Genomic DNA, 26,265 nt, shown 5'->3' with positions numbered 1-26,265 from the left:
AGTCCGATTCATTCCAAATAGTAAATATCTTAGTTTCAGCCAGCAAAGCTATAGGTATCATGAATCATATATATAATATTAGGGAGTGAATGGTGCTAATTCGGGAGTGAATGGATTTTTATTTTACTTCATTAAAGGCAAAAAACATACGAAATATTCACTATCTACAGAAATATGAAGAAGATTATTCTTAAAATATCCATAAACCTGATTCAAATATTCAATTCCGAATTTCTCTCCCTGTACCGTTTCCGTCTTAGGCTGCAAGGTATTCTTTACCGTGATCCCGTCCTCATCAACGATAATGATAATTTCCAAAGGCTGATCCATCGTTGCAATATTATGTTTGGTCGCATTTTCCGTGACTATCTGAAGGGATAAATAGGGAATTCTTTTTTCAAGACTTTCAGGAGCATTAATAATCAATTCAAACTTCAGTTCTTCATCAAACCTGCTTTTCAGAAGTTCCATATAGTGCTGTATAAATTTAATTTCCTGCGAAACAGGAACAATATTGTCTTTTGGAGGCACTATAAGATACCTGTAAATCCTGGAAAGATTCATGGTAAATTTCTGTGCATTTTCTTTATTGATCCCGATCAACATATAAAGGGAATTCAATGAATTGAAAAGAAAATGGGGATTGATATTATTTTTAAGCTGCTGAAGCTGATTGATCACTTCTGCTTTGTGCATCTTTTCGTTTTCTACCAACAATAAATTCTTCTCAGACTGTATTTTTTCTTTTTCCTGATAAGCCAGGCTGGTTGCTCTCTGAAACAATATAAAGACCGTTACAATGAGAAACAACGCTGCCAGAAAAATATAAACAGTATAGGTTTTTATCTTGCTGATATTTTCGTCAATAATAAAATTTACATGATTCACTACCGTGTATCCATCAAAATTATCAGTCTTCAATGGTTTTATAAAGCGTGTTACCTCCACTCCCAGATATTCTGAAACGGCTGTTCCTTTAGTATATCCTGCTTCAGTTTTGCTGGTCAGTGTATCATTAGCTTTAATATCTGTAAAGTCAAAAATATTCTTTCCGATATACTTCTTCTCAGGATGGGTAATACAGATTCCTTCTTTGGTAAAGACATAAGCGTAGGTATTGGAACTTTTATCGACATTAATAAAATATTGATGAAGATCATCCAGGCTTACGGTAGAGCCATAGTACAATTTGTTTTTATCAGGTAGTATCAAAGAATCGTAACTAATCCAATACATGCTGTCCTTTTTGGTAAGCAAAAGGTCTTTAAAATGTCCCGGTCCGTTATTCTTTATCACAATAGAATTCTCTTTACGATCTGTCTTCCTGAAAATACCGGATAAAGGATTATTACTATCTGTTTTTCCTGAAGTGGTGTTTTCATAATAATACCAGCTATAGGGCAGCAGATTTCTTTTTTTATTTAAATCATTTAAAACCGAAGAATAATCCTTGTAATTCTTCAGTCCGTCCTTTTGAATTAGTGCGCGAAGCAGATACTGATAATCCTCAATATTTCTGAATTCATGTTCTATCGATTCATACTTTCGGAAGAATGTTTTCTTTGCAAAATCATCGGTATTCTTACGGCTGTCTTCTGTGATCAAAAGACTCAAAACAGCAAATGCTGCCACTGCGATCAGGCAGGCAGATAAAGCGGTGATATAAATGGATTTTTTGGATAAGGCGTGCTTAAAATTAATAATCAAATTCTCTAAATTATGGATTCCTCTACATATAAATTATTCGTTTGCAAAGATATAACAAAGATTTCAGGACTGTAAAGTGAATTAAATTTAGATTTCATATTTTAAAGTAAAAAACAAAAATCAGATACGCTTAAGTCTTAAAGTTCGTTAATATCGTCATTGAGACCACCTATTCATCACGCTATATTTTGAAAATTAATTATCTTCGCCTACAAATCTTATTTAAAAATGAAGAAGATCATCTCCGGGATATCTATTTTTTGTGCCATCGCTATTTCAGCTCAGGAAGCCATCCAGTTTCAGGAACTGCCATTCAAGGACATTATTGCCAAAGCCAAGAAAGAAAAGAAATTGGTTTTTATTGATGCCTATGCATCATGGTGCGGCCCTTGTAAAATGATGGAAAAAAATGTCTTCACACAGAAGTCCGTGAGTGATTATTACAATACCAACTTCATTAATGCGCGATTTGATATGGAAAAAGGAGAAGGCAGAGATATCGCTTCGAAATTCGGAGTACGCTCATATCCTACTTATCTTTTCCTGAACGGTGAAGGTGAGCTTGTTTCCCGAAATACCGGATATATGGAAGAAAGCCTGTTTGTAGCAATGGCTCAGGATATCAATTCACCGGGAAACAAAAAAGGATCTCTTAAAGACCGCTTTGCCGGCGGGGAAAAAGACCCGGAATTCCTGATCAATATTATGAAGCTTAATGCCAACTCAGATTATGAATTTGCCAAAAAAGCTTCAGAAAGATATTTCCAGAACAAAAAGAAAACCGAAGAACTGTCAAAGGATGAAATTGGATTTCTTCTTTACTTCGTAAAATCATCGGAAGATACCAACTATCCTGTTTTTGCATCCAGAAAAGCAGAGATTATTAAATTCCTTCCTGAAGAAACTTACAATGAATTTGATGCCCAGCTGAAACTGGGAAAAATAGTAGAACAGTCTATTGATGATAAAAATAAAAAAATCAATGATGACTATTTTATGAAAGCTGCCGAACCATTGGTAGGGAAAGAAGCTGCTGTTAAAAAGCTGAATCAGACTAAACTCAGCTATTATGAACAGAACAGTAATTTTCCTGAATACGAGAAAGCGGCTTTAGATTATTATAAAAATTCTGATGCCTTTGATCCGAATGAGCTCCTGAGAGCAGCATGGATATTTGCAGATCATGTGAAAACTCCATCTTCATTAAAGAAGGCTACAGAATGGGCAGAAAAATCTGTTATGAGAAGCGAAACTTCGGAAAACACTTATATTCTTGCCAAGCTTTATCACCTTACCGGAAATAAAGAGATGGCAAAAAACTATGCTGAAATGTCTAAAAATATGGCAGTTCAGGGCAATAAGGATTCTCAACTGGCAGATGAACTATTAAAGCAGATAAAATAAACATTATAAACCGGATGAAATATAAATTATTAGCAGCAGGCATTTTAGCTTTCCTGTCTACAACTACGTTGAGCGCTCAGGAACAGGAACAAGGAGGACAGGATAAAAGTTTATACATAAAAGGGAATGCTTTATTTGCTCCGATAGGGATTTTAAACCTGGGAATAGAAAAACAGATCAGTCCGAAATATACCCTTCAGGGAGATGTTTTCATTTCACCATGGAAATCTTTCGCAGGACATAAACTACAGTTTTACTCAGTTTCTGCAGAAGGAAGATATTACTTTACTGAAGCTTTCAAACATTGGTATGTAGGTGCAAACGTAGCTGTTGCTGCTTACAATGCCACAAAATGGAGTTATTGGAATGACAACACCTTTGAAAACTGGAATGGGGAAATCCTTAAGAACTCCAACCTGTACCAGAAAGGATTTTCTGTAATGCTGGGAGTTACAGCAGGATACCAGTTTCAATTATCCGAGCGCTGGAATCTTGATATTTACGGAACAATCGGAACATCACAAGGATTTTATAAAGGGTACGATAAATCTACAGGAAGGCGTTACGATTCTGCCAAGGAATTCAATAAAAGCGGTGAGATCATCCCATACAGAGGCGGTGTCATGATTTCTTATAAATTAAAATAATACAATGAAACCATTCGGAAGAAATCATATTATCATTTCAGTGATCACTTTTGTGATTCTTTTTTTAATGAATTATATCGGGAATGATTTACCTGACAAATTACAGAGAGCCTTAATGACGGCTTTTGCAGGAGTTGTTGGATTAACTGTGGGACTATTTATATTGAATAAGGGCAGAAATGATAAAAATCCGCCCCAAAATTTTGATTAATTAATCTTCATACACCACATATCTGGTTCTGATCTTTTCGAAACTTCCCAGATCTTTTTTCCATGAATCTTTAATTTCCGGAATTGATTTTCCTGCGATGATCTGTTTTCTCAATTCATCAGTTCCGGATAAAGTATCAAACCACAGATTTTTCAGGAAGAAATCCTGCTGTGGATTTTTATAATTCTGATATGCTTTGATTACCCATTCAAGATTTAGTTCTCTTAAATCTTTAGGATAATCGGAAAGGTTTTCACCATAACACAGCTTCCCGTTCAGGAAAGGATCTTTAGCACCATAACTTGGTTTAGGCGTAAACTGATAAGGCAGATTTTCCGTCCATGGAGAACCATAAATCTGGAAAGGAAGATCTGTTCCTCTTCCTACAGAAACCTGAGTACCTTCAAAAAAGCAAAGGCTTGGATATAAATTAATAGCTTTATCATTGGGTAAATTAGGAGAAGGTTTATCAAGTATTGGGTAACGCTGTTTTTTATGATAATTCTTCATCGGAACAAGCGTATATTTCGCCTGTACTTGATTTTTAAGCCATTTCTCTCCGTTTACCATCTTTCCATACTCTCCTATTGTCAGTCCATATACTACAGGAACTTCGTGAAGTCCAACAAAACTTGCCCATTTTTTCCTCAATACAGGACCGTCGGTATATCCGTCATGCGGATTGGGACGATCTAAAACCATGATCTCCACATTGTTTTCAGCGCCTGCCTCCATCAGGTAAGACAAAGTGGAAATATACGTGTAAAACCTCACTCCAACATCCTGAATATCAAAAACAACCACATCAATTCCGGAAAGCTGTTCCGGCTTTGGTTTTTTATTATTTCCATATAGTGAAACAATGGGAATTCCGGTCTTCACATCTACTCCGTTCTTCACTTTTGCACCTGCATCTGCATCTCCTCTGAAACCATGTTCAGGAGCGAAAATAGACTTGATTTTAATTCCGTTTTTTACAAGAAAATCAACCAGGTGGGTTTTATCACTCATTAAACCTGTCTGATTGGTTACCACCCCTATTGTTTTATTTTTTAACAGCGGCAGATAGATTTCAGGCTGGTCGGCACCCGTTTTAAAATCCGGTTGAACTTGAGTCTGAGAATAATATTGGTTGAATACTCCTAAAAAAATTAGGCAAATCAGAAGTAAATTTTTAATTTTGAAATCTAAATTCATAAGCTTGAAATTTCCTTTATATTTCTCTAGAAAAATAGCATTTTCCAAAGATAACAAAAATAACCTTTCAAGGGTTATCATCTTCATTGGCAGGCTTTCCGTAGCATTGGGAATTATTGTTTCCCTCATTACCGTAGCCACCGGTTTTGGTTCAAAAAAAGCTATCAAAGAAAGGCTGGCTGATTTCAGCGGACATATTACCGTAAGATCCACAAGATCCAATTCTTCATACAATACTTCTGTACTGGACAATCAGGGACTGAATATTGCCAAGATAAAAGAACTTCCCGATGTGGAAAGCACTCAAAAATATGTAACAGTTACCGGAATTATGCGTAATGAGCACAATTTCGCAGGCATTATATTTAAAGGAATCGGTAAGGATTTTGATAGTTTAAGATTTAAAAAATTCCTTATAGCCGGAACAACTCCGAAGGTAACAGAAAAAGGATTCAATAGTGATGTAGCGATTTCTCAGAAAGTAGCCAATGACCTTCATCTTAAATTGAATGACAGCATTGTAACCGTATTTTTAAAAGCTGATCAGAAACCGCTTTACCGTAAGTTCAGAGTTATCGGAATTTACAGAACGGATATCAAGCTCATTGACGAGCAATTCGTTATCGGCGGTATCAATCATGCCAGAAAAATTCAGGATATGAAACCTGATGAAATTGGCGGAATCGATATCTTCCTGAAGAATGTGAATGATATCGACAAAGATTTTCCTGACATTGAGAAACTGATCGGGTATAAAAATTATGCTGAGAAAGCGACAGAAAAATTCCCGCAGATTACAGACTGGATCAGTATTTTTGATACCAATATTGCTTTGATCATTATTATTATGCTTATCGTAGTGGTCATCAATATCATTATGGTTTTGCTGATCCTTATTATCGAAAGAACCAATTCTATTGGTCTTCTCAAAACATTAGGCGCAAGCAATTCACAGATAAGAGCTACCTTTATCAATTATACCCTGATTATTATGATTCCAGGGCTTTTGTACGGAAATGCTATCGGATTGGGATTGATTTTAATCCAGAAATTCTTTGGAGTTATCAAGCTGAATCCTGAAAATTATTATGTAAGCACCGTTCCGGTAGATCTTAACCCTATTGCTATTGTCTCCATCTCAGTAGGAATTCTTATTATCTCAGGACTGGCTTTGATTATTCCGAGCTACCTGATCAGTAAGATTTCTCCGGTGAAAGCGATTAAGTACAACTAACCTGATAATTGATAATTGATAATTGATAATTGATAATTGATAATTGATAATTGATAATTGATAATTGAAAGTTATTGATTGTGTATCAGTTGATTTCAGTGTTATCCACAACTTATCCACACGTTATCCACAGCACAGATAATTTTAAAAGCCTTATCTTTGTGCCGCTTATAAAACATTTATGAAATACGCAAAAAATATCCTTGAAACGATAGGTAACACACCGCTGGTAAAGCTTAACAAAGTATTAGGTGAAGATTTTCCGGCATTGGTATTAGCAAAAGTAGAGACCTTCAATCCCGGAAACTCCGTAAAGGACAGAATGGCTCTTAAAATGATAGAGGATGCCGAAAAAGACGGCAGATTAAAACCTGGAGGAACCATTATTGAAGGAACTTCCGGAAATACAGGAATGGGACTGGCTTTGGCAGCCATCATCAAAGGGTACAAATGTATCTTTGTAACCAATTCAAAACAGTCAAAGGAAAAATGTGACATTCTTCGTGCTGTAGGGGCTGAAGTAATTGTTTGCCCTACCGACGTAAAACCTACCGATCCGCGTTCTTATTATTCAGTTTCCAAAAGACTGGCAAAAGAAACGGAAAACGGATGGTATGTCAACCAATATGATAACCTGTCCAACAGAGCTGCTCATTATGAATCTACCGCTCCTGAAATCTGGGAACAGACAGAAGGAAAATTGACTCATTTTGTCGTAGGAGCCGGAACAGGAGGTACAATCACCGGATGCGGAACATTTTTCAAAGAAAAAAATCAGGATATCAAAGTAATCGGAGTGGATACTTATGGCTCTATTCTGAAAGAATTCCACGAAACAGGTGAACTGCATTATGACCATGCTTACACCTATATTACAGAAGGAATCGGGGAAGACATTATTCCTGAAAACTATGATATGTCTGTAATTGATCACTTTGAGAAAGTAACGGATAAAGACGGTGCTATCTATGCCAGAAAACTGGCGAAAGAGGAAGGTATTTTCTGTGGATATTCTGCCGGAAGTGCTATTGCATCTTTAATTCAGATGAAAGATCAGTTCACAAAAGATGATGTCATTGTTGTTTTACTTCATGACCATGGCTCAAGATATGTAGGAAAAATCTACAATGACGAGTGGATGAAGGAAATGGGCTGGTTGGAAGAGAACAAATAAGCTAACTTGTATATAATAAAAAACGGAGCAAAATTTTGCTCCGTTTTTGTTTTTATTAATCGGTTTTAACTTTCTCTTTCAATGTATTTTTGAGAAAGCTGTATTCTTTCTCATTCATTGATTTTCTGGGAAACATATAGCTGTATTTTCCTTCCAGAGAAATAAATTCATGAGTGCTGTCAAAATATTCAAAATCTTTCCATTCGCTGGTTTCTTTTTCGCCATCAATATTGACGGTGAAAAAGTCCTTATCCAACCTGATTTCATATACTTTACATCTTTCAAGCACACTTAAATAATGATTCACCTGTTTTTTCCATCTTGAAACTTTATTAACGCTTACGGATAAAAAAACAGCACAAAGCAAAAATATAAAGCTTAAAAAGTATAAAATCCCTACACTTTCTTTACTCAAAAGATCTTTGAAAAGAAAAACGATGAAAACAACTACTGCTGCTGTAATGGTGGCAATCGTTTTACTTTTTGTAGTAGGTGAAAAAAGCAGACTTCCCTGATTACCGCTAAAATAAATATCTTCAAAAATCTTCCTGTCCGGCTTTAGTGTAATCACCTTTTCTTCATTCATAATTATAGAGTTTGCTTTAAAAAGCTACAAAACTAAACTAAATATCTTCATATTGATCACTTATTGCAGAAAGTTTATTCATCAGTTCTCTGTTTCTGCGGTTCAGCGCATCCAGTTTTTTCAGCATATTATGAATCACTTCCAGGCCGGGCAGATTAATTTCGAGATCATAATGCCAGTTGGCAAATTTTTCCAGGTCAGGCAGATCTTCATACATCAGATAATGAATATTATTTTCAATCTGAATATTCAGCAGCCCGTAATCTACAAGCTCATCAAAAAAAGTAATTTCTATATTATAGATTTTTACGAGTTCTTCCCGTGATATTCTTTCACTCATAGCTTAGGAATTTTTTAGTTGTTCAAAAAGTTCTTTCTGCTTTTCGGTAAGGTTGGTTGGCAGTTTCACTTCATAGGTTACAAAAAGATCACCGTGTTCTCCTTCTTTTTTATAGACAGGGAAACCTTTTCCTTTAAGCCTTACTGTCATTCCGGTTTGGGTTTCCGGTTTTACTTTAAGGTTTACACTTCCATGGAGCGTATGTACTTTTACTTCTCCGCCCAGAACGGCAGTATACAAATCAATGGAGACTTTGGTTTTCAGATCATCGCCGATTCTTTCAAAATCCGGATCAGCCGGGATATTGAAGGTAATGTATAAATCTCCATTGGGTCCTCCGTTTACGCCTGGATTTCCATGTCCTTTTAACTTGATCTGCTGCCCGTCATATACTCCTGCAGGAATCGTGATTCTTACTTTTTTACCATTGATTTCAAAAGTTTGCGGATGAGTAGTTGCGGCGTCCCTTAAATTTAAGTTCAGTTCAGCATGAATATCCTGTCCTTTGAACTTGCCAGAGGCTCTTCCTCTGGAACTTCTGCCAAATCCACCGCCTGCACCGCCAAACATATCCTGGAAGAAATCTGAGAAATCTTCACCTCCACCAAAGTCTGCACCGGAATAACCTCCGTTATAACTTTGTTGTTGATACTGTCTTTGCTGTTGCTGCTGGGCTTTTTCGTATTCTTCGCCGTGCTTCCAGTGTTCTCCGTACTTGTCATATTTTGATCTGTTTTCCGGATTACTCAGCACTTCGTTCGCTTCATTCAGTTCTTTGAATTTCTTTTCTGCTTCTTTGTCTCCGGGGTTGAGATCGGGATGATGTTTTCTTGCCAATTTCCGGTAGGCTTTTTTGATATCATCCTGTGTTGCGTTTTTATCTACGCCTAAAATTTTATAATAATCTATATAAGCCATAGAAATGAGGTTTACTCAAATTTATGAATTTTAGGTCTGAAAATTGTATAACAGAATGTTAAAAATAAACCTATCTTTGATAAAAAGCCATACATGAAAGATGTATTGAAAAACTACTCCGGAATCATATTTTTACTTTTAGGAATTATTGTTGGAAGCATCATAGGAATTGTTGCACCCGGTTTTGTGGAATACATTAAACCTTTGGGAGATATTTTTCTGAATCTTCTTTTTGTGAGTGTGGTTCCTCTGGTATTTTTTGCGGTTTCCAATTCTATTGCCTCTCTGGAGCAGCAATCTAAATTTGGAAAGATCATCCTTGTAATGGCCCTTACTTTCTTATTTTTTATTCTCACAGCAGCTGTTTTCACAATTTGTGCGGTCTACCTTTTTCCGGTTTCAGGGGTTTCTGGAAGTTCTGAGATTATTTCTGAAGCAGCCAATGAGGATACATGGGGCAACAGAATTGTAAGTTTCTTTACCGTGGGAGAATTCACAGAGCTTTTCTCAAGAAGGAATATGCTGGCTCTTCTGGTATTTGCTTTCCTGACAGGGTTTGCAGCCAGAAAAACAGGAGAAAAAGGACAGCCTTTCAGAGTGTTTATCGCTTCAGGATATGAAGTGATGAAAGAACTTCTTCTGCTGGTGATGAAGCTTGCTCCTATTGGTCTGGGCGCTTATTTTGCTTATCAGGTCGCTACTTTAGGGCCACAACTTTTTGGATTTTATGCTAAACCTTTAGGGTTATATTATATTGCAGGAGTTATTTATTTCCTTGTGTTCTTTTCTATCTATGCGTTTATGGCGAATGGACAAAATGGAGTCAAAAGTTTCTGGACCAATGCCATCTACCCTACTTTAACCGCCATAAGCACTTGCAGCAGTTTTGCAACAATGCCTGCTAATTTACAGGCGGCTTCCAAAATCGGGATTCCGAATTCTATTGCCAATCTGGTGATTCCTATTGGAACGACACTGCATAAAAACGGATCTTCCATGTCATCTATTATCAAGATCTACGTGGCATTCTTAATTATTGGGAAAGATTTTTTTGATCCTGCCAATCTTCTTTTAGCTTTGGGGATTACTGTTTTTGTGAGTATTGTAGCGGGAGGAATTCCTAACGGCGGGTATATTGGGGAAATGCTGATGATTTCTGTTTATAAACTACCCCAGGAAGCGATTCCTGCCGTAATGATCATCGGGACATTGGTAGATCCGTTGGCTACCGTTCTGAACGCTGTGGGAGATATTGTGGCGGCTATGTTTGTCAACCGGTTTGTCAAGGTCTGACTTTTTTGTTAAAGTACACTATTCACTACGTTTTACCGGTTCGAGGTTTTCATATTCTTCAGGAGTGAAAAGCCTGTAATGAACTTTAAATGTTTTTCCCAAGGGAGTTTCCAGTGAAAACCCACCGGGTCCGAAACCTTCTGTAACATCAAGGGTAAAATGTGAATATTTCCAGTATTCAAACAAATCGCGGTCTATCCAGAACTCATGTCCGTTAATGGTTCCTATCATGGCATCATTCATTCTGGGAAAGAAGCCTCCTTTTTCAAAACATTGCGGCTGTGTACCCTCACAACATCCTCCTGCCTGGTAAAACATCAGGGGGCCGTATTGATCTTCCAGCTTGTCAATTACTTCAAGTGCCTGCTCCGTAGCGGAAAGTCTTGATCTTTTTGTTTCCATTGTTTTTATTTTGATTTAATGTAAACCTTATATTGACAAAAGATCCCGGTACAATAAATTAACCGGGATCATCTATACATCATCAAATTAATTTGAGCCGGCAATATCTAAAACGATTCTGCCGTCAATCTGTCCTTTTTTCATTTTATCGAATACATCATTGATATCTTCCAGTTTTGCAGGAGTAACGGTGGCTTTTACCAGTCCTTCATTGGCAAAATCCAATGCTTCCTGCAAGTCTTTTCTGGTTCCTACAATAGAACCTCTCACGGTGATCCTTTTCAAAACCGTTTCAAAAATAGGGAGTTCAAAAGAGCCGGGAGGCAGGCCATTCAGAGCAATGGTACCTTTTCTTCTCAGTACATCTATTCCCTGTTTGAAAGCGATAGGTGAAACCGCAGTAATCAATGCACCATGCATTCCGCCGACTTCTTTATGCAAATATTCTCCAGGATCTGTGTTTTTTGCATTGACTACAAGGTCTGCACCTAATTTTTTCGCCAGTTCAAGCTTATCATCTGCTACATCAATAGCAGCAACATGCATTCCCATAGCTTTTGCATATTGAACTGCTACATGTCCCAGTCCACCGATTCCTGAAATGGCTACCCATTCGCCGGGTTTTGTTTCTGTTTCTTTTAATCCTTTGTAAACTGTGACTCCGGCACATAAAATTGGGGCAATTTCCAAAAAGTTAACATCAGATTTCAAATGTCCCACATATCTTGAGTCTGCAATGACGTATTCTGCAAATCCGCCATCTACACTATACCCTCCGTTTTTCTGTGCTTCACAAAGGGTTTCCCATCCTGTAATGCAATAATCGCAGCATCCGCAAGCACTGTACAGCCATGGAACTCCTACCGCATCTCCTTCTTTCACAAAAGCTTCCGGTCCGCAGGCTACCACGATCCCTACTCCTTCGTGTCCGGGGATAAGCGGCATCTTAGGTTTGGCAGGCCAGTCGCCATCCACAGCATGTAAATCTGTATGACAGACTCCACAGGCGATGACTTTAACCAGGACTTCATATCTTCCGGGTTCTCTTACAGGTACTTCTTCTATTTTCAAAGGTTGGCCGTAGCCCTGAACTACTGCCGCTTTCATTGTTTTTGGAATCATATTTTCTTTTTTGGATTGAGTTATTTAAGGTTATCAGTTTTTATCTCTGCTTCTGAACAGGTAAATTTCCCTGCGTGAGGGATAGGAAGGGCGGCGAGGAACGAGCCGGTGCGCAATGCAATGGAGCACCGAAACGAAGTGCAGCCCTGGATAGCCCGACCGTTTTGCCCTGGATAAAGCCAAGGCAATCGGGCACGTCCTAAATAATAATATTAAAAGAAACCTAGCTTATTCTTGTTATAAGAAATCAGCATGTTTTTGGTTTGGCGGTAATGGTCGAGCATCATTTTATGATTCTCTCTTCCTATTCCTGATTGTTTGTAACCTCCGAAAGGAGCTCCTGCCGGATAAGAGTGATATTGGTTTACCCATACTCTACCTGCTTCAATCTGTCTTGGAATATTGTACAGCTGGTGGGCATCTCTGGTCCATACACCTGCTCCCAGTCCGTAGATCGTATCATTGGCAATTTTCACGGCCTCTTCTTCATCTTTGAAAGTGGTAAATGCCAGCACAGGCCCGAAAATTTCTTCCTGGAAAATTCTCATTCTGTTGTTTCCTTTGAAAATGGTAGGCTGAATGTAGTAGCCGTCTTCAAGATCTTCTCCCAGGTGATTGACATCTCCACCCACCAATATTTCTGCTCCTTCATCTATTCCCAACTGGATATAGGAAAGGATTTTATCTTTCTGGATCTGCGAAGCCTGCGCTCCCATCATTACGGTTTTATCCAAAGGATTTCCTACTTTAATAGCTTTTACTCTTTCGATTACTCTTTCAATAAAGGCATCTGCAATTCCTTCCTGAACCAGTAATCTTGAAGGACATGTGCAGATTTCTCCCTGGTTAAGGGCAAAAAGAACAGCTCCTTCTATGGCTTTATCTAAAAATTCATCATCTGCATCCATTACAGAATTGAAGAAAACATTGGGTGATTTTCCTCCCAATTCCAACGTTACCGGAATAATATTTTCTGTAGCGTACTGCATTACCAGACGTCCTGTTGCAGTAGATCCTGTAAATGCTGCTTTGGCAACTTTCGGATTGGTAACGAGCGCCCTTCCAAGTTCTGCTCCAAATCCGTTAACAATATTAATAACTCCTGCCGGTAAAAGATCACCGATCAATTCCATTAAAACCATAATAGAAACAGGTGTACTTTCTGCCGGTTTCAACACGACGCAGTTTCCTGCAGCCAATGCGGGAGCCAGTTTCCATACTGCCATCAGGATCGGGAAATTCCATGGGATGATCTGTGCAATCACTCCAAGAGGTTCATGCACGATGAGGGACACGGTATCTTTGTCCAGTTCGTTATGAGATCCTTCTTCAGCGCGGATCACAGATGCAAAGTATCTGAAATGATCAATAGCTAAAGGTAGATCTGCTGCCAGTGTTTCTCTTACAGCTTTTCCGTTATCTATTGTTTCTACTGTAGCAAGGTATTCCAGGTTCTGTTCCATCCTGTCTGCAATTTTGTTCAGGATGATGCTTCTTTCTGTAGAAGAAGTATTTTTCCATGTTTGAAATGCTTTTTCAGCTGCATCTACAGCCAGTTCCAGGTCTTCTTTGGACGAGTGTGCTACCTGGGTGAAATTTTTGCCATCTACCGGGGAAACCACGTCAAAATACTGTCCTTTAACGGGTGGAGTGAATTTCCCGTCAATATAATTATCGTATCTGTTTTTAAACTCCGGGCGCTGTAAAAGCGTTGTTGATCTTGGTTCTGTAATAGTGCTCATATTAGTATTGTTTTTATTTTTCGATAACGCCAAATTACACTGAGAAGCCAGAAAGAGTATAGCACAATCGTATAAAAAAAGTGGAAAATAGTGCAAGAGGTTCAATTTTAGTATTTTATTAACAGCAACGTACACTCAAATTTTCTATATTTGAGTTACCTCTTTTTCAAAAAAATTTAGAAATGAATAACAATAGTAAGATTTTATTAAACACTCCTGAATTACGAAAGGAGAGCCAACTATTGAGTCTTGTTGAAAACCAGACGAAATTCAATCTAAACAATTGTGAGTTCAGCATTTATGAGACTCACCAGGCCGCTTTTGATGTAAAACTTCATTTTGAAAACATTGCATTTACGGCAATGCTGAGGGGTAAAAAACATATGAAACTGGATAATAAGACCAGTTACTTTGATTATTATCCGGGAGAAAGCATTCTGGTAGCCCCGGGAGAAACAATGGTGATTGATTTTCCTGAGGCGGATGAAACTCCTACCCAATGTATTTCTTTAAGCCTTAATCCTGATTTTATTGAGGATTCTCTCAACTATCTGAATTACCATCTTCCTAAAGTAGATGAAACTTCCCAATGGAACATTCAGCTTGATGAGTATTTTCTGTTTAATAATAAAGCACTTGCTTCTGCCACCAACAATATTATGAGAATTGCCATGGATGATAATTCTCAAAAAGATATCATGGCTGATTTTGCATTGAAAGAACTTCTGATAAGGCTGATGCAGACTCAGGCAAGGAGAATGGTGGAAAAGAATATTGTAAAAAATAAATCCAGGATAGGTTTTGCAGTAGATTATATTAAAAGAAACCTGCATCAGAAATTATCGATCGACAGTATTGCCAAGCTGGCTTATGTAAGTAAGTCGAATTTCTTTAAAATGTTCAAAGATGAGTTGGGAACATCTCCCAATGATTTCATTTTGCAGGAAAGAATCAGCAAAGCGAAGGAATTGCTGGCAAGCCGGACCAGCATAAAGGAAACTGCTTTTCAGACGGGATTTTCAGATACGAACTATTTTACAAGAGTATTTAAACAACTGGAAGGAGTGACTCCGAAAAGTTATCAGGATAAAATAATATTTCCTAAATAAAATGGTGAATTTGTAAAAAAAACGAGACTGTCCGCAAAAGTACAGTCCCGTTAATTTTTGATCAGCGAACTACCATAGGTCCTTATTTATAACCTTCATTTTGCTGAATAGAAGAATTAATATTAATTGCTCCCAATGGAATCGGCCATTGCCATTTGTAGCTTGAAGAAGGCAGGTTAAGTGTGGGAGCAGGAGCACCTCCTCCTGTACTTAAGGCGCCCAGAGCAGGTCTCGTCAAACCAAGTCCTAATCTCTTGAGGGTGTACCATCTGTCATCTTCTCCCATGAGTTCCAATCTTCTTTCTTTCTGAATTTCATTCCACAACGCTATCCCTGTAAGGTTTAGTGGGGTATAATCAGAATACCTTGATTTTCTAAGAATATTAAGCAATGCAAGAGCTCGGGCAGGATTAGAGGTATAAGCTGCTTCAGCACCGTTAAGGTAAACTTCTGCCGTTCTGAGGTATTTGTAATTTACAACATTTGGTAAAGATCCTCTGGTATTATATTTTATAACATTTATATAGCTTTGGCCTGAATAGGAACTTACCTGGAAATAGGTACTTTTTCTGATATCTTTAGAGGTATACATATCATAAAAATTTTTATAAACTACAAATTCAGATTTGATAGCACCTCCCACAATCTGATTATATGAAACGCCCACTGTAACCTTTTCTGCATCAGAATTCAGTATTTCAAGCAAAGTTCCGTCCTGATTGGTATTGTTCCAGACTGACGGGAAGTTATCAATTGACCCTACACTTGGCGAAAGAGCAATGGATTCTTCCGCTGTCTGAAGCGCTTTTGTATTATCTCCTCTGTAAAGATACACTCTTGAGAGTAACCCATCTATTGCAGCTTTATTAAGCCTGCCTTTCGTAAATGGTGCAGCAGTGTCATTTGTCTGTGGAATATTGATTCTTGCAAACTCCAGATCTCCTATAATTTTATCATAAACCTGAGCTACGGTCAGATCTCTCGTTACCGGACTATTGGAGGTAGTTGTCATATATGCTATTCCTAAAGAACTGTTGGCATCCGCAGACTGAGTAGGTATTTTGCAATATGCTCTTACAAGATCAAAATGAATAATTCCTCTTAGGGCTCTTGCTTCTGCCTCAACTTTCAAGGCATCTGCAGGGGAAAGGATTCCTTTACCCAGGTTTTCCAAAACAAAATTAGCTCTCGAAATTGCCTGGTATGCTGCGCTATACAGAGCTGTGGTCTGACCGTCGTCGGCACCAAATTCTAAAATCCAGGCTCTGTTATTGGATAATCTGCCTGAAGGGCTCTGAATTAAATTATCAGATGTGATATCTGCCATAATATTCTGGTTTCCACTATCGCCTGAGAAATAGCCTGTTTCTTTCATGACATCATAGATTCCGTCTAATGCCAATCTGTAATCCGAGGAGGTTTGAAATGCCTGATCAGACAATGTATTTTTACTTGAATACTGATCCAAATCTCTTTCGCAAGAAGCTGCAGTCAACAGAGAAAGGAATAATCCCGATATAATTAACTTTTTCATTTTTTTTACATTTTAAAATTCTACCTGAATACCGAACATAAACTGTCTGACAGCCGGATAACCAAATTGTGCAAATGAACCTGCCACATAGGTTTGACCAGCCTGCAGCTGACTCTCTCCGGATCCTACTGCTACCTCCGGATCTCCTTTAAAACTGGTCCACGTTAATAAATTCTGAGCCTGCACATATATTCTTAATGAGTTGAGCGGAACTTTATTGCCCAGACTTTTTTTACTGAAAGTATAGCCAATCATCAAGGTCCGGAATCTCAGATAATCTGATTTTTCCAGAAACTGGTCAGATGCTCTCAGTCCTAAAGTTGTCGGCTTCGGCAGAACATCGGTATCTCCGGGATTTTTCCAGTAATTAAATGCATCTACACTCATATTATTTTTTCTGTTGGAAGGATTCTGCAACATTTGTGACTGATAATTATAGGTATATGCACCTGTTTTGAAAGAAAAGTCTGCGGAAAGGTCAAATCCATAAGCTTCAAGGCTTAGCCCGAATCCACCAAAAAATTTTGGCAGCGGGCTTTTATCTGTGATATCTTTTTTATCCAAAGTGGCATTGTAAACATCTGTGGCTGTTCTTCCATTCACTGAATAAAAATTTTCTCCTTTATCCGGTGTAGTTCTGTCTGTATAGTATAGTGCTTTTCCATCAGCAGAATTCACTCCGGCATATTCTACCAGCCTGTAGAAATAAGGTGTTTCTCCTACCATTAAAGAAGTTTCACCTAAATTTCTCCGTGTATTTATGCCATCAAGAGAAATTATTTTAGCTCTTTGCCAGGAAGCGTTGCCTCGTAATGAGAGTTTTATATTCTCCTTTTTGATGACATCAAAGGTAAATTCTGTCTCAATTCCTTCAGTACGCATATTACCAAGGTTTTGGTATATAGAATAATTTCCCGATTCATAAGGCATAGGCAGGAGCTGGATAAAATCTTTACGGTCTGAACGGTATACTTCTGCAGCACCTCTGAATCTGCTTTTCAGAAATGCAAAATCAACTCCTAAATTGGTTGTTCTGTTGGTTTCCCATTTAATATCAGGATTTCCTATAACATCTGTAGGAATCATTGTTCCTCCTGTTCCGTAATCTCCATAAGCAACATATCCTATATTGGCATAATTGGGTATATTTCTGTCATTACCGGTTATCCCATAAGATGCCCTTAGCTTAAGATCATTAAAAAAGTTTTGGCTGAGAAAATCTTCCTTGCCGATATTCCATGCTACACTGCTGCTCCAGAAAATCCCTGATTTGTTATTGGCACCGAATTTCGAGCTTTTGTCCTGACGAATAGAAGCTGTGACTAAGTATTTTTTCTGATAATTATATTCAAAAAGGCCTAATAATGAGAACAGGGTACTTCTTATCTTATTTCCTGTAAAGGTATTTTTATCTGACGGAGTTGTATTAGAAGGTACATCAGAATTGGGATTTTTATAGTTGGTACCACTTGCTGTAATATCTTCTGTAAATTCATTGCTAAACTCTACAATACCTGTTGCACCCACATAGTGATCGTTCAACTGTTTCCTGAAATCCAACCGGTTTCCATAAATATAATTGAATGTGTAGAATGTTGATTTGGTCAGTTTGCCTAATCCGTTGGCTCCATTGGTCGTAATATCTAACTGTGAACCTTTTTTAACATTTGTAGTATTTACCAGATTGTCATATAAAGAATTAAAGTACATTCTGTAGGACAATCCGTCATTGAATTTATACTCCCCAAATATATTTCCGGATACCCTTAATCGTTGTTCAATATCGGGCACATTTCTTAATGATTCAACCACATTTGATCCTGCTCTCAGTTTTATATTGTAGGATCCGTCAGAATTATATACCGGCTCAAACGGATTGTACCTGTACATTGCACCAAACGGGCTTTGGGTATTATTTCTGTCGCGAATATTCTGAGTATTCTGGTAGGCAGCCCCCAGGTCTAATCCTACTTTTAGTCTGTCACTTAGGTTATTTTCAAAATTAAACCTTCCTGTATATCTGTCAAGACCATTTATATCACGTACAATACCATCATCTTTATCATATCCGAGAGAGTAGTAGAATTTATTTTTAGCACCTCCACCTCTTGCAGAAAGCAGATAACTCTGAAGAAAAGAAGTTCTTAAAATATCTTTTTGCCAGTTATGGTCTAGCTTCAGAAGAGCTTCTTCATCCGCAGGGGTATAAACCGGCAGCCCACCAAGCCCGAGTGCATTCATTTCTCTTTCATATTGCAGTTTTTGGGCAGAATTCATCATTTCGAAATTAAGTTCTTTATCAGAAATTTTTTCTGAAAATCCGAGCCTGCTTTCAAATGAATACTGGGTTCTGCCACTTCTACCCTTTTTTGTAGTGACAACAATCACTCCATTTGCTCCTCTTGAGCCATACTGGGCAGTTGCTGCAGCATCTTTAAGCACTACCATGCTTTCGATATCATTTCCATTAACTGCGCTGAATTGTCTGGCTGTCATATATATACCATCCACGACATATAAAGGTTCTGAACTTCCGCTAAAACCTGCTATACCTCGAATATTAATTTCAGCAGCAGTTCCCGGTTGTCCGTTTTTAGCCTGTACAAATACTCCAGAAGCACGCCCCTGCAGCATATTACCTATAGAAGTTGCGGGAGTTTGGGTTTTTAACTCGTCAGCCGTAATAACAGATTGAGCCTGGGCAATTTCATCTTTGGTCTTTTTTTGATACCCTGTTACAATAACTCCTTCGATTTCTTTCCGGATGGTATCATTTTTCGTTTTCTGTGCATACACCGTATGTCCCGAAAAGAACAAAACACCTACACTTAATGCATAAAGTTTAACATTCATATTTAACACATTTTAATATCCATAGACAAATATGTTAATAAATGCAAGCAGAAACAAACATTAAACAACTGATAAACAACAATTTAAAGTGCAATAATTTCGTTAAAAAAGCAATTTTAAAAAATCAAACAAGAAGTGATTTGAAAAAAAGTAAAAAAAATCCCGGACAACATAATATTAACACAATATTAAGAAGTTTTAAAAATTTCGTAAGGTCAGCTTTAATGCAAACAATTAACTAAAAAAATCAGTTTAAAAATGAATTGTAATAAATAAAATACTGTTTTCACCCAGGTAAAATCCATATAAAATAGTAATAAAATTATCCTTATATCACAAATACGACTCATAATTTAAAGCCAATATCATCATTTCATTGCATTCGCTTTTCAACTTTTAATTCCTGATCTTCCATAACATAAGCGAACTAACTGTCAACTTATTTCAGGACAGGACAAAAAATAAAAGCATTCCATATAATGAAATGCCTTTACTTTTAATATTAAAATATATTATTTTCGAGTATACAATTTTACTCCCATAAGAATAGGATCCCTCAAAATTAAATATGATTAATACTGATCATTCTGCTTAATATTCGGGTTTGCCTGAATAGCAGAAATAGGAATTGGCCACTGCCACTTGTAGCTTCCAGCTTCAAGAGTCTGTGCAACTGCAGGGGTACCGGTACCATCAAAAAGATCTCCTTTACCTGATCTCTGAACGGCAAGGTTTAATCTCTTCAATGTATACCATCTGTCATTTTCAAATGCAAGCTCCAGTCTTCTTTCTTTCAGGATAGCATCTAAAAGAGCCTGTCCTGTTTCTGTACCAGGTGTAAATGATGAATATCTTTCAGCTCTTAATTTATTTAATAGAACCAAAGCCTGTGCACCATTACCTGTTCTGTAATATGCTTCAGCTACATTCAATAATACTTCAGCAGATCTAAGATATTTAACCGGTACAATATTAGAAGGACCACCATTACCAGAATATTTTGTAACGTGGTTGTATTTTTGTCCGCTATATGTACCCACAGTAAAGTAAGCTCCTTTTCTAACATCATTTGATGTATAAGCTGTATATAAATCGTAATCTACAACAAATTCTGATCTTAAAGCCGGAACTGACTGGTTGTATGCAACTCCTACCGTATTTTGCTCGGCTGCAGAGTTCGATATCTGGAATAATACTCCATCAGTAATTCTGGATATACCTTCGTTTTCTTTCCAGATTCTTGTAAAGTTATCCAATGTTGTGATACTTGGAGAAAGGTTTAATGCTAATTCACCATATTTGATAGTATTAACATAGTCTCCTCTATAAAGATCAATTCTGGACAATAATCCGTATATAGCTGCTTTGCTCAATCTTCCTTTATCAGCATCATTCTGAGTTATATTATCAGCAGCAAATAATAGATCTGCTGTAATTTTATCATATACCTGATCAACAGTAAGATTTCGGGATGATGTATTACTTAAAGGAGAATATGTTTCAGAATAATAAATTCCGATCGTATTTTTAGCTCCTGCAGATTGAGTTGGGATTTGGGAATACGCTCTCACAATATCAAAATGAGCTATTGCTCTTAATGCTCTTGCTTCAGCTTCCAAATTTGTTTTCTGTGTTCCGGATAATACTCCGTTATTGATATATTTCAAAACAAAATTAGCTCTGCTGATTACAAGATAAGCTGCACTAAACAAACCTGTTGTCTGTGAATTATCGGATGAGAATTCGAAGTTTGACGCCGCAAAATTGGTATTTCTTCCTGTAGTTGTACGAACCAGGTTATCAGTGGTAAGATCACCCATGATAAGTTGGTTTCCTGTATCACTCGTATAATACCCAGCTCCTTTAAGCGCTGTATAGGCACCGTCCATGGCCTGTCTGAAGGTCTCAGGTCTCGTCATTGCCTGCTCCTGATCTTCATTGATTGATGAGATTTGATCTAAATTTCTGTCACAAGACGTTAACGATACAAAGGCAGTTAACGCAGCTAAACTTATTTTTATTATATTCTTTTTCATAAAGCTATTCAATATTAAAATTCTAATTGCAATCCTACCAGGATTGTTCTGACAGCAGGATAAGTATAAAGGTTAAATGATCCGGGAACAAATAATGATGATGAGTCAGCGGATCCTACAGAAACTTCAGGTTCTCCGTGGAATTTAGTTACCGTAAATAAATTTTGCCCCTGTACATATGCTCTTAGCTTATTAATTGGCGATCCTTCTCCAAGGAATGCTTTATCAAATGTATATCCTAATGTAAGTGATCTTAATCTCAGGTAATCTGATTTTTCAATCCACTGATCAGAATCACGCATACCATTTGAGTCAACTTTCTGGAATACTCCTGTGTCTCCAGGATTTTGCCAAACCTGAGCAGCAGCCTGTGCCATATTTCTACCTGCAACAGCCAAAGTTGGATTAACAGCGGCAAAATACATGTTGTTATAAGTATATCCGCCCAGCTTAAATGCAAAATCTGCACTGAAATCAAGTCCTTTGTACTGAACTGTAGTTCCGAATCCACCAAAACTTTTTGGGAATGGAGACTTATCAGTGAGAGGAACAGCATTTGAAGCACTGTAAACATCCGTAACGTTTCCAGCTTTATCATAATATAATGCTTTTCCGTTACTTGGATCTACTCCTGCAAACCTAACATTATAGAATACATATGGAGTTTCACCTACTTTAAGATAAGTATATCCTAAATTTCTTTCTGTCTGGTCACCTGCTAGCCTGTCAAGAACAGACTTCTGGAAAGAGATGTTAGCATGTAGATTCCATTGGAAATCTTTTTGTTTGATCACATCTACACTAAGTTCAACTTCAAGTCCTTTCTGAGACATGTCTCCTGCATTGATATACTGGTAGTATCCACCTTCCTGTTTATCCAAAGGTACAAGCTGTACGAAATCTTTTCTCTTGTTCTGATATACTTCTACGGATCCGCGAATTCTTCTGTTCCACATCGTAAAATCAACTCCTAAGTTGGTAATCGCATTAGACTCCCATTTAAGATTGCTGTTACCAATAATATAATCACCTTTTGAAACTGTTCCCGGATAAGAAGTACCGTTAGCACCATATAAACCGTAGCTGATATTATTGACATTATAATAATCAGGTAAAGTACCATCATTACCTGTAGTACCGTAAGATCCTCTAAGCTTTAAATCATTAATAAACCCACCTTTCATGAAGTCTTCCTTCGCGATATTCCAGGCTGCACTTGCAGACCAGAAAATACCACTTTGGTTATTGGCACCAAATCTTGAAGAAGCATCTCTTCTCAACGATCCTGTTACCAAATATCTACCTTCATAGTCATAGTTTAACATCCCCGCTAAACTGAATAAAGTATTTCTTACTTTAACTCCAGTAAATGTATTTCTATCTGAAGGTGTAGTAATAGATGGAACATTGATTACCGGAGATTTCAATCCGTAAGCCCCTCCATTCATCGTTTCGTTGTAGTTATCGTTATATTCGATAAATCCTAAGAAATCGAAGTTGTGGCTTCCGTATGACTTTTTATAGTTAATGGAGTTGTTCCAGGTATAGTTAAATGTGTAGAATGAATTTTTGTTCAATGACCCTGTAGGAATTTTGTTGTTTAACGTTAAATCAAGGTTTGAGCCTTTCTTCAACCACTGAGTTCCCATGTACCAATCGAAAAGTCCGTTAAAGTTTGTTTTAAACTTCAGACCATCGATAATTTTATATTCTGCGAATAAAGTAACCGGGATTCTTAACCTCTGATCATCCAGTCTGTAATTACGGATCTGCTCAACAACGTTAGAACCCGCTCTCATTGTTTGATTATAGCTACCATCAGCATTATAAACCGGTTCATATGGAGCATATTTATACATGGCTCCGAATGGGTTCTGCGTATTGTTTCTGTCCATAAAATTCTGAGTTTCCTGATACTGAACCCCCAGGTTAATCCCTACGTTCAGTTTTTCACTCAGTTTATTGGTAAATCCAAAGTTACCTGTATATCTCTTAAGTCCGTCGATATCTCTGATAATCCCGTTATCAGAATCATATCCTAAAGAGTAATAGAAAGTACTCTCTCTGGAACCACCCTGGGCACTGAATAAGTAAGACTGGATGCTTGAAGGCTTCAACAGATCTTTTTGCCAGTTATGATCATAAGCAGCCAATCTATCCATTTCTTCCTGAGATCTTGGTTTAAATCCAAGGTATCCCAATTGATTCTGGAAATCCATCAACTCTCTTGAATTCATCATGGTGTAGTTATTATCCTTAAGCCTTTCACTAAAACCAAATTTAGTCTCAAATGAGTAATGAGTTTTCCCAGCTTTTCCGGCTTTAGTAGTTACTACTACTACCCCGTTTGCTCCCCTCGCACCATACTGTGCTGTAGCAGCGGCATCTTTAAGAATTGAAATAGACTCTACGTCTGCAGGGTTGATTGCACTGAACTGTCTTGCAGTCATATACATCCCGTTTACTACATAAGTAGGCTCTGAAGAACCACCAACACCGGCAATCCCTCTTACCTGGATGGTAGCAGCAGCACCTGGCTGCCCGGTAGTACTTTGTACAAATACCCCTGAAGCTCTACCCTGTAAAGAGTTACCGATAGATGTTGTAGGAGAGTTTCTTCTGATTTCATCACCACCAACAACAGCCTGAGCCTGGGTAATTTCATCTGCTTTTTTCTTCTGGTATCCAGTAACGATTACTTCATCGATCTTATTCTCCTTCAGAACAGAATCATTCTTAGATTTTTGCGCAAAAGCAGCTTGTCCCAAAAAAAACAAAGCTCCTGCACTTAATACATGTAACTTCACATTCATATTAACAGATTTTAATATATTCAAGCGACAAATATGTCGATAAATATCTATAACATCAATTCGCTGAATGCTGAAAACACGCTTCCAGAACAGAGAGATTCACATTCATCTAAAAAAAATGATGAGAAATCATTTTGAAAATATTTAAAAAATTAACAAAAAATAAGTCAATTTGTATATTAACGAAATTTTAATAAATTTTAAAATTAAAATCAATTTTCATTAATTTAAAATAAATGATTAAAAAAATAAACATTAATAACAAATTGTGAAGTAAAAAATACATATAAATAATTCACCAATTTAAAGAAAATGGAGTGAAAAACAGGCTTTCTTCTTAAATTTTATATAAAAAACAGCCTTCTGCCAACAGAGAATTCCTGTTTCATAATTTTTTATTCATCATAACAATTAAAAAAACCGTTCATTTACTGTTTACTGAGTTCAAATGAATTGTAGAGAATTTCACACAGCATTTATTGTCGTTTTTTGACTGTCTCATTATTAAAATTACAAATAATCCAACTGTAAAATACCATAATATCTCTATAGATAAAAAAGTAAAGCATCCCAAAGTATGAGATGCTTTTATACAATTTTACTGAGAATATAGTTACTTCTGGTAATGATAGTATCTTGCTCCGATTAAAACAGGATTTTCTGTTTCAATAGAGACAAGTCCAAAGCCTTTGTAATTTTTATTTACAGAATCTTTCAGCTGCTTTCTGTGAAGCTTTTCATAGGTTTCAAAATCAACAGCAGTTCTCCTGTTCAAATGTTCAAATAAATTCCATTTTTCTGCTACTTTTCGCCAGTTTCCGGATACCTTCCCGGCAAACACCTTTGATTTCGATCCGCTTCCATATCCCACAAAGCCAATTTCTTTTCCTGAAAGTTCTTCATTTTCATTAAAAGATGTCTGTAAAGCAGAAAGAAATGCCATAAAAATAGAAGCGGTGTACATATTCCCGATCTCAGAAGAAGCTCTCTGGGTCTTTTCTATCTTATCATTGATTAATTTCAGATAATTTTCTGACTTAGCGATTGCTTTCTGTTCATCAGCCGTTTCATAGGAAAGACCATTCTCCAGACTGTAGATTTCTGTGAAAACTCTTTTTCCGTGGAAGGCATAAGGAAGATGGAAGATAATATACTCCCAGTTTTCATATGGTCTATCCTGTCCTGTTAATTCTTTATAATGATAATAAGCTTCTTTTATTCTATCCTGATAGCATTGGTTAGAATATTGTCCGTCAAAAACAGGCTCATCTGTAAAAATTTCAATCTTTTCTGGATATGTTTCAGGAGCCCCATTCAAGTCTTCTTTTTTATATGATCTTCTGGGTTTGAAAAAATCAAAAACACTTTCTGAAGCAACTCCCCAATTATTTTCAATTTCAAGAAGGTCCGGTTTGGATGAAACCAAAAGGGCTACCGCGCCACCTCCCTGTGTATATTCTCCTGAAGAAGCCAATTCATATTTTGCATAATCACTGGCTATCACAACTGCTTTTTTATCAGGATTTACCCTCACAAAGTCCAGAGCATTGTGTAAAGCATCTACTCCCCCTACGCAGGCAAAAGTCATATCAAGCACATCACAGTTTCTGAAACATCTTGTTCCAAATTCTTCTTCCAATACTTTTTCTACCATTTGTACAGCATAGGAAGCTGTAGGTTTTGCCGCATCTACAGCACTTTCTGTTCCCAGATATACTCTTGCCATTTCCTCAGGGTTGATCTCATAATCTTTTATAAGCTTCAGTAACGCTTCTGCTGCAAAAGTGGCAGCGTCTTCGTGAACATCAGAAAGTCCCATTTTATGAAGACCCAGGCCTTTTTCCAATTTCGCCGGCTCTATCCCTCTTTTTTCTGCTAAATCCTTAATCTCCAAATATAAACCAGGCACATAATAACCCGCTGCTTCAATTCCAAAACTCATA

General features: G+C 37.3%; 20 protein-coding genes. 7 read left to right on the top strand and 13 right to left on the bottom strand.

What is annotated here, in order from left to right; genetic code table 11:
• Positions 1-123: 123 nt before the first annotated feature.
• Positions 124-1,707: a histidine kinase gene (locus ACLI50_RS12480; RefSeq protein ID WP_277695341.1), complete on the bottom strand. Its 1,584-nt coding sequence runs from the start codon at positions 1,705-1,707 to the stop codon at positions 124-126.
• Positions 1,708-1,935: 228 nt separating this feature from the next.
• On the opposite strand from ACLI50_RS12480, the gene ACLI50_RS12475 reads away from it, so the two are divergent.
• Genes ACLI50_RS12475 through ACLI50_RS12465 form a run of 3 tightly spaced genes read left to right on the top strand, consistent with a single transcriptional unit; the run spans position 1,936 to position 3,969 of the window.
• Complete coding sequence (locus tag ACLI50_RS12475; protein WP_137905903.1) at positions 1,936-3,111, top strand: thioredoxin family protein; 1,176 nt, start codon at positions 1,936-1,938, stop codon at positions 3,109-3,111.
• A gap of 14 nt (positions 3,112-3,125) precedes the next feature.
• Positions 3,126-3,758 (top strand): DUF3575 domain-containing protein, encoded by a 633-nt coding sequence (locus tag ACLI50_RS12470; RefSeq protein WP_202838906.1) that lies wholly within the window; start codon positions 3,126-3,128, stop codon positions 3,756-3,758.
• Positions 3,759-3,762: 4 nt separating this feature from the next.
• The gene (locus tag ACLI50_RS12465; RefSeq protein WP_062674325.1) at positions 3,763-3,969 is read left to right on the top strand and encodes a hypothetical protein; all 207 of its coding nucleotides are present in this window, start codon (positions 3,763-3,765) and stop codon (positions 3,967-3,969) included.
• On the opposite strand, the gene ACLI50_RS12460 is transcribed toward ACLI50_RS12465, so the two are convergent.
• The gene (locus ACLI50_RS12460) at positions 3,970-5,166 is read right to left on the bottom strand and encodes an exo-beta-N-acetylmuramidase NamZ family protein (RefSeq protein WP_411413907.1); all 1,197 of its coding nucleotides are present in this window, start codon (positions 5,164-5,166) and stop codon (positions 3,970-3,972) included.
• A gap of 4 nt (positions 5,167-5,170) precedes the next feature.
• Here ACLI50_RS12460 and ACLI50_RS12455 point away from each other — a divergent pair, with 4 nt between their 5' ends.
• On the top strand, positions 5,171-6,400 hold the full coding sequence (locus tag ACLI50_RS12455; protein WP_110010172.1) for an ABC transporter permease: 1,230 nt from the start codon (positions 5,171-5,173) through the stop codon (positions 6,398-6,400).
• Positions 6,401-6,581: 181 nt separating this feature from the next.
• Positions 6,582-7,574, top strand: a complete 993-nt coding sequence (locus ACLI50_RS12450; protein ID WP_110010173.1) for a PLP-dependent cysteine synthase family protein — start codon at positions 6,582-6,584, stop codon at positions 7,572-7,574.
• Between the two features lie 55 nt (positions 7,575-7,629).
• Here the strand turns inward: ACLI50_RS12450 and ACLI50_RS12445 are convergent, their stop codons facing one another.
• From ACLI50_RS12445 to ACLI50_RS12435, 3 genes are read right to left on the bottom strand one after another with little or no spacing between them, the layout of a single operon-like run.
• On the bottom strand, positions 7,630-8,160 hold the full coding sequence (locus tag ACLI50_RS12445) for a hypothetical protein (RefSeq protein WP_411413906.1): 531 nt from the start codon (positions 8,158-8,160) through the stop codon (positions 7,630-7,632).
• 37 nt (positions 8,161-8,197) lie between these two features.
• Positions 8,198-8,500, bottom strand: coding sequence for a chaperone modulator CbpM (locus ACLI50_RS12440; protein WP_079242769.1), 303 nt, complete (start codon positions 8,498-8,500; stop codon positions 8,198-8,200).
• A gap of 3 nt (positions 8,501-8,503) precedes the next feature.
• Entirely contained in the window at positions 8,504-9,418 is a 915-nt protein-coding gene (locus ACLI50_RS12435) for a DnaJ C-terminal domain-containing protein (RefSeq protein ID WP_411413905.1), read from the bottom strand.
• A 93-nt stretch (positions 9,419-9,511) separates the two neighbouring features.
• On the opposite strand from ACLI50_RS12435, the gene ACLI50_RS12430 reads away from it, so the two are divergent.
• Entirely contained in the window at positions 9,512-10,711 is a 1,200-nt protein-coding gene (locus ACLI50_RS12430; protein ID WP_137905907.1) for a dicarboxylate/amino acid:cation symporter, read from the top strand.
• 18 nt (positions 10,712-10,729) lie between these two features.
• Here the strand turns inward: ACLI50_RS12430 and ACLI50_RS12425 are convergent, their stop codons facing one another.
• The 3 genes from ACLI50_RS12425 to ACLI50_RS12415 form a co-directional block, all read right to left on the bottom strand.
• A complete protein-coding gene (locus ACLI50_RS12425; protein ID WP_202838901.1) occupies positions 10,730-11,113 on the bottom strand; it encodes a DUF779 domain-containing protein in 384 nt (127 codons plus the stop codon).
• An 87-nt stretch (positions 11,114-11,200) separates the two neighbouring features.
• Complete coding sequence (adhP, locus tag ACLI50_RS12420) at positions 11,201-12,235, bottom strand: alcohol dehydrogenase AdhP (protein WP_110010178.1); 1,035 nt, start codon at positions 12,233-12,235, stop codon at positions 11,201-11,203.
• Between the two features lie 212 nt (positions 12,236-12,447).
• Complete coding sequence (locus ACLI50_RS12415) at positions 12,448-13,977, bottom strand: aldehyde dehydrogenase family protein (RefSeq protein ID WP_343643752.1); 1,530 nt, start codon at positions 13,975-13,977, stop codon at positions 12,448-12,450.
• Between the two features lie 182 nt (positions 13,978-14,159).
• Between ACLI50_RS12415 and ACLI50_RS12410 the strand changes: the two genes are divergently transcribed.
• Entirely contained in the window at positions 14,160-15,086 is a 927-nt protein-coding gene (locus ACLI50_RS12410) for an AraC family transcriptional regulator (RefSeq protein ID WP_202838899.1), read from the top strand.
• A gap of 82 nt (positions 15,087-15,168) precedes the next feature.
• Here the strand turns inward: ACLI50_RS12410 and ACLI50_RS12405 are convergent, their stop codons facing one another.
• The 5 genes from ACLI50_RS12405 to ACLI50_RS12385 form a co-directional block, all read right to left on the bottom strand.
• Positions 15,169-16,620 carry a RagB/SusD family nutrient uptake outer membrane protein gene (locus ACLI50_RS12405; RefSeq protein WP_343643750.1) on the bottom strand — a complete coding sequence of 484 codons (1,452 nt, stop codon included), beginning with the start codon at positions 16,618-16,620 and terminating at the stop codon, positions 15,169-15,171.
• Between the two features lie 12 nt (positions 16,621-16,632).
• Positions 16,633-19,473 carry a SusC/RagA family TonB-linked outer membrane protein gene (locus tag ACLI50_RS12400; RefSeq protein WP_343643749.1) on the bottom strand — a complete coding sequence of 947 codons (2,841 nt, stop codon included), beginning with the start codon at positions 19,471-19,473 and terminating at the stop codon, positions 16,633-16,635.
• 572 nt (positions 19,474-20,045) lie between these two features.
• Complete coding sequence (locus tag ACLI50_RS12395) at positions 20,046-21,509, bottom strand: RagB/SusD family nutrient uptake outer membrane protein (protein ID WP_202838896.1); 1,464 nt, start codon at positions 21,507-21,509, stop codon at positions 20,046-20,048.
• A gap of 14 nt (positions 21,510-21,523) precedes the next feature.
• Complete coding sequence (locus tag ACLI50_RS12390; RefSeq protein WP_202838895.1) at positions 21,524-24,322, bottom strand: SusC/RagA family TonB-linked outer membrane protein; 2,799 nt, start codon at positions 24,320-24,322, stop codon at positions 21,524-21,526.
• A 613-nt stretch (positions 24,323-24,935) separates the two neighbouring features.
• Entirely contained in the window at positions 24,936-26,264 is a 1,329-nt protein-coding gene (locus ACLI50_RS12385) for a hydroxymethylglutaryl-CoA synthase family protein (protein WP_343643650.1), read from the bottom strand.
• Position 26,265 lies beyond the last annotated feature (1 nt).

The sequence above is a fragment of the Chryseobacterium cupriresistens genome (genome assembly GCF_046614675.1).
Lineage (GTDB): Bacteria > Bacteroidota > Bacteroidia > Flavobacteriales > Weeksellaceae > Chryseobacterium > Chryseobacterium cupriresistens.
The sequence above is the reverse complement of the archived record's forward strand: the minus strand, read 5'-3'. Positions and strand labels throughout refer to the sequence as shown.

Bases quoted from the DNA above. Each gene is read 5' to 3' on its own strand.
- ACLI50_RS12475 (WP_137905903.1), top strand. From the start codon at position 1,936: ATGAAGAAGATCATCTCCGGGATATCTATTTTTTGTGCCATCGCTATT.
- ACLI50_RS12470 (WP_202838906.1), top strand. From the start codon at position 3,126: ATGAAATATAAATTATTAGCAGCAGGCATTTTAGCTTTCCTGTCTACA.
- ACLI50_RS12465 (WP_062674325.1), top strand. From the start codon at position 3,763: ATGAAACCATTCGGAAGAAATCATATTATCATTTCAGTGATCACTTTT.
- ACLI50_RS12460 (WP_411413907.1), bottom strand. From the start codon at position 5,166: ATGAATTTAGATTTCAAAATTAAAAATTTACTTCTGATTTGCCTAATT.
- ACLI50_RS12450 (WP_110010173.1), top strand. From the start codon at position 6,582: ATGAAATACGCAAAAAATATCCTTGAAACGATAGGTAACACACCGCTG.
- ACLI50_RS12445 (WP_411413906.1), bottom strand. From the start codon at position 8,160: ATGAATGAAGAAAAGGTGATTACACTAAAGCCGGACAGGAAGATTTTT.
- ACLI50_RS12440 (WP_079242769.1), bottom strand. From the start codon at position 8,500: ATGAGTGAAAGAATATCACGGGAAGAACTCGTAAAAATCTATAATATA.
- ACLI50_RS12435 (WP_411413905.1), bottom strand. From the start codon at position 9,418: ATGGCTTATATAGATTATTATAAAATTTTAGGCGTAGATAAAAACGCA.
- ACLI50_RS12430 (WP_137905907.1), top strand. From the start codon at position 9,512: ATGAAAGATGTATTGAAAAACTACTCCGGAATCATATTTTTACTTTTA.
- ACLI50_RS12425 (WP_202838901.1), bottom strand. From the start codon at position 11,113: ATGGAAACAAAAAGATCAAGACTTTCCGCTACGGAGCAGGCACTTGAA.
- adhP (WP_110010178.1), bottom strand. From the start codon at position 12,235: ATGATTCCAAAAACAATGAAAGCGGCAGTAGTTCAGGGCTACGGCCAA.
- ACLI50_RS12415 (WP_343643752.1), bottom strand. From the start codon at position 13,977: ATGAGCACTATTACAGAACCAAGATCAACAACGCTTTTACAGCGCCCG.
- ACLI50_RS12410 (WP_202838899.1), top strand. From the start codon at position 14,160: ATGAATAACAATAGTAAGATTTTATTAAACACTCCTGAATTACGAAAG.
- ACLI50_RS12405 (WP_343643750.1), bottom strand. From the start codon at position 16,620: ATGAAAAAGTTAATTATATCGGGATTATTCCTTTCTCTGTTGACTGCA.
- ACLI50_RS12400 (WP_343643749.1), bottom strand. From the start codon at position 19,473: ATGAATGTTAAACTTTATGCATTAAGTGTAGGTGTTTTGTTCTTTTCG.
- ACLI50_RS12395 (WP_202838896.1), bottom strand. From the start codon at position 21,509: ATGAAAAAGAATATAATAAAAATAAGTTTAGCTGCGTTAACTGCCTTT.
- ACLI50_RS12390 (WP_202838895.1), bottom strand. From the start codon at position 24,322: ATGAATGTGAAGTTACATGTATTAAGTGCAGGAGCTTTGTTTTTTTTG.
- ACLI50_RS12385 (WP_343643650.1), bottom strand. From the start codon at position 26,264: ATGAGTTTTGGAATTGAAGCAGCGGGTTATTATGTGCCTGGTTTATAT.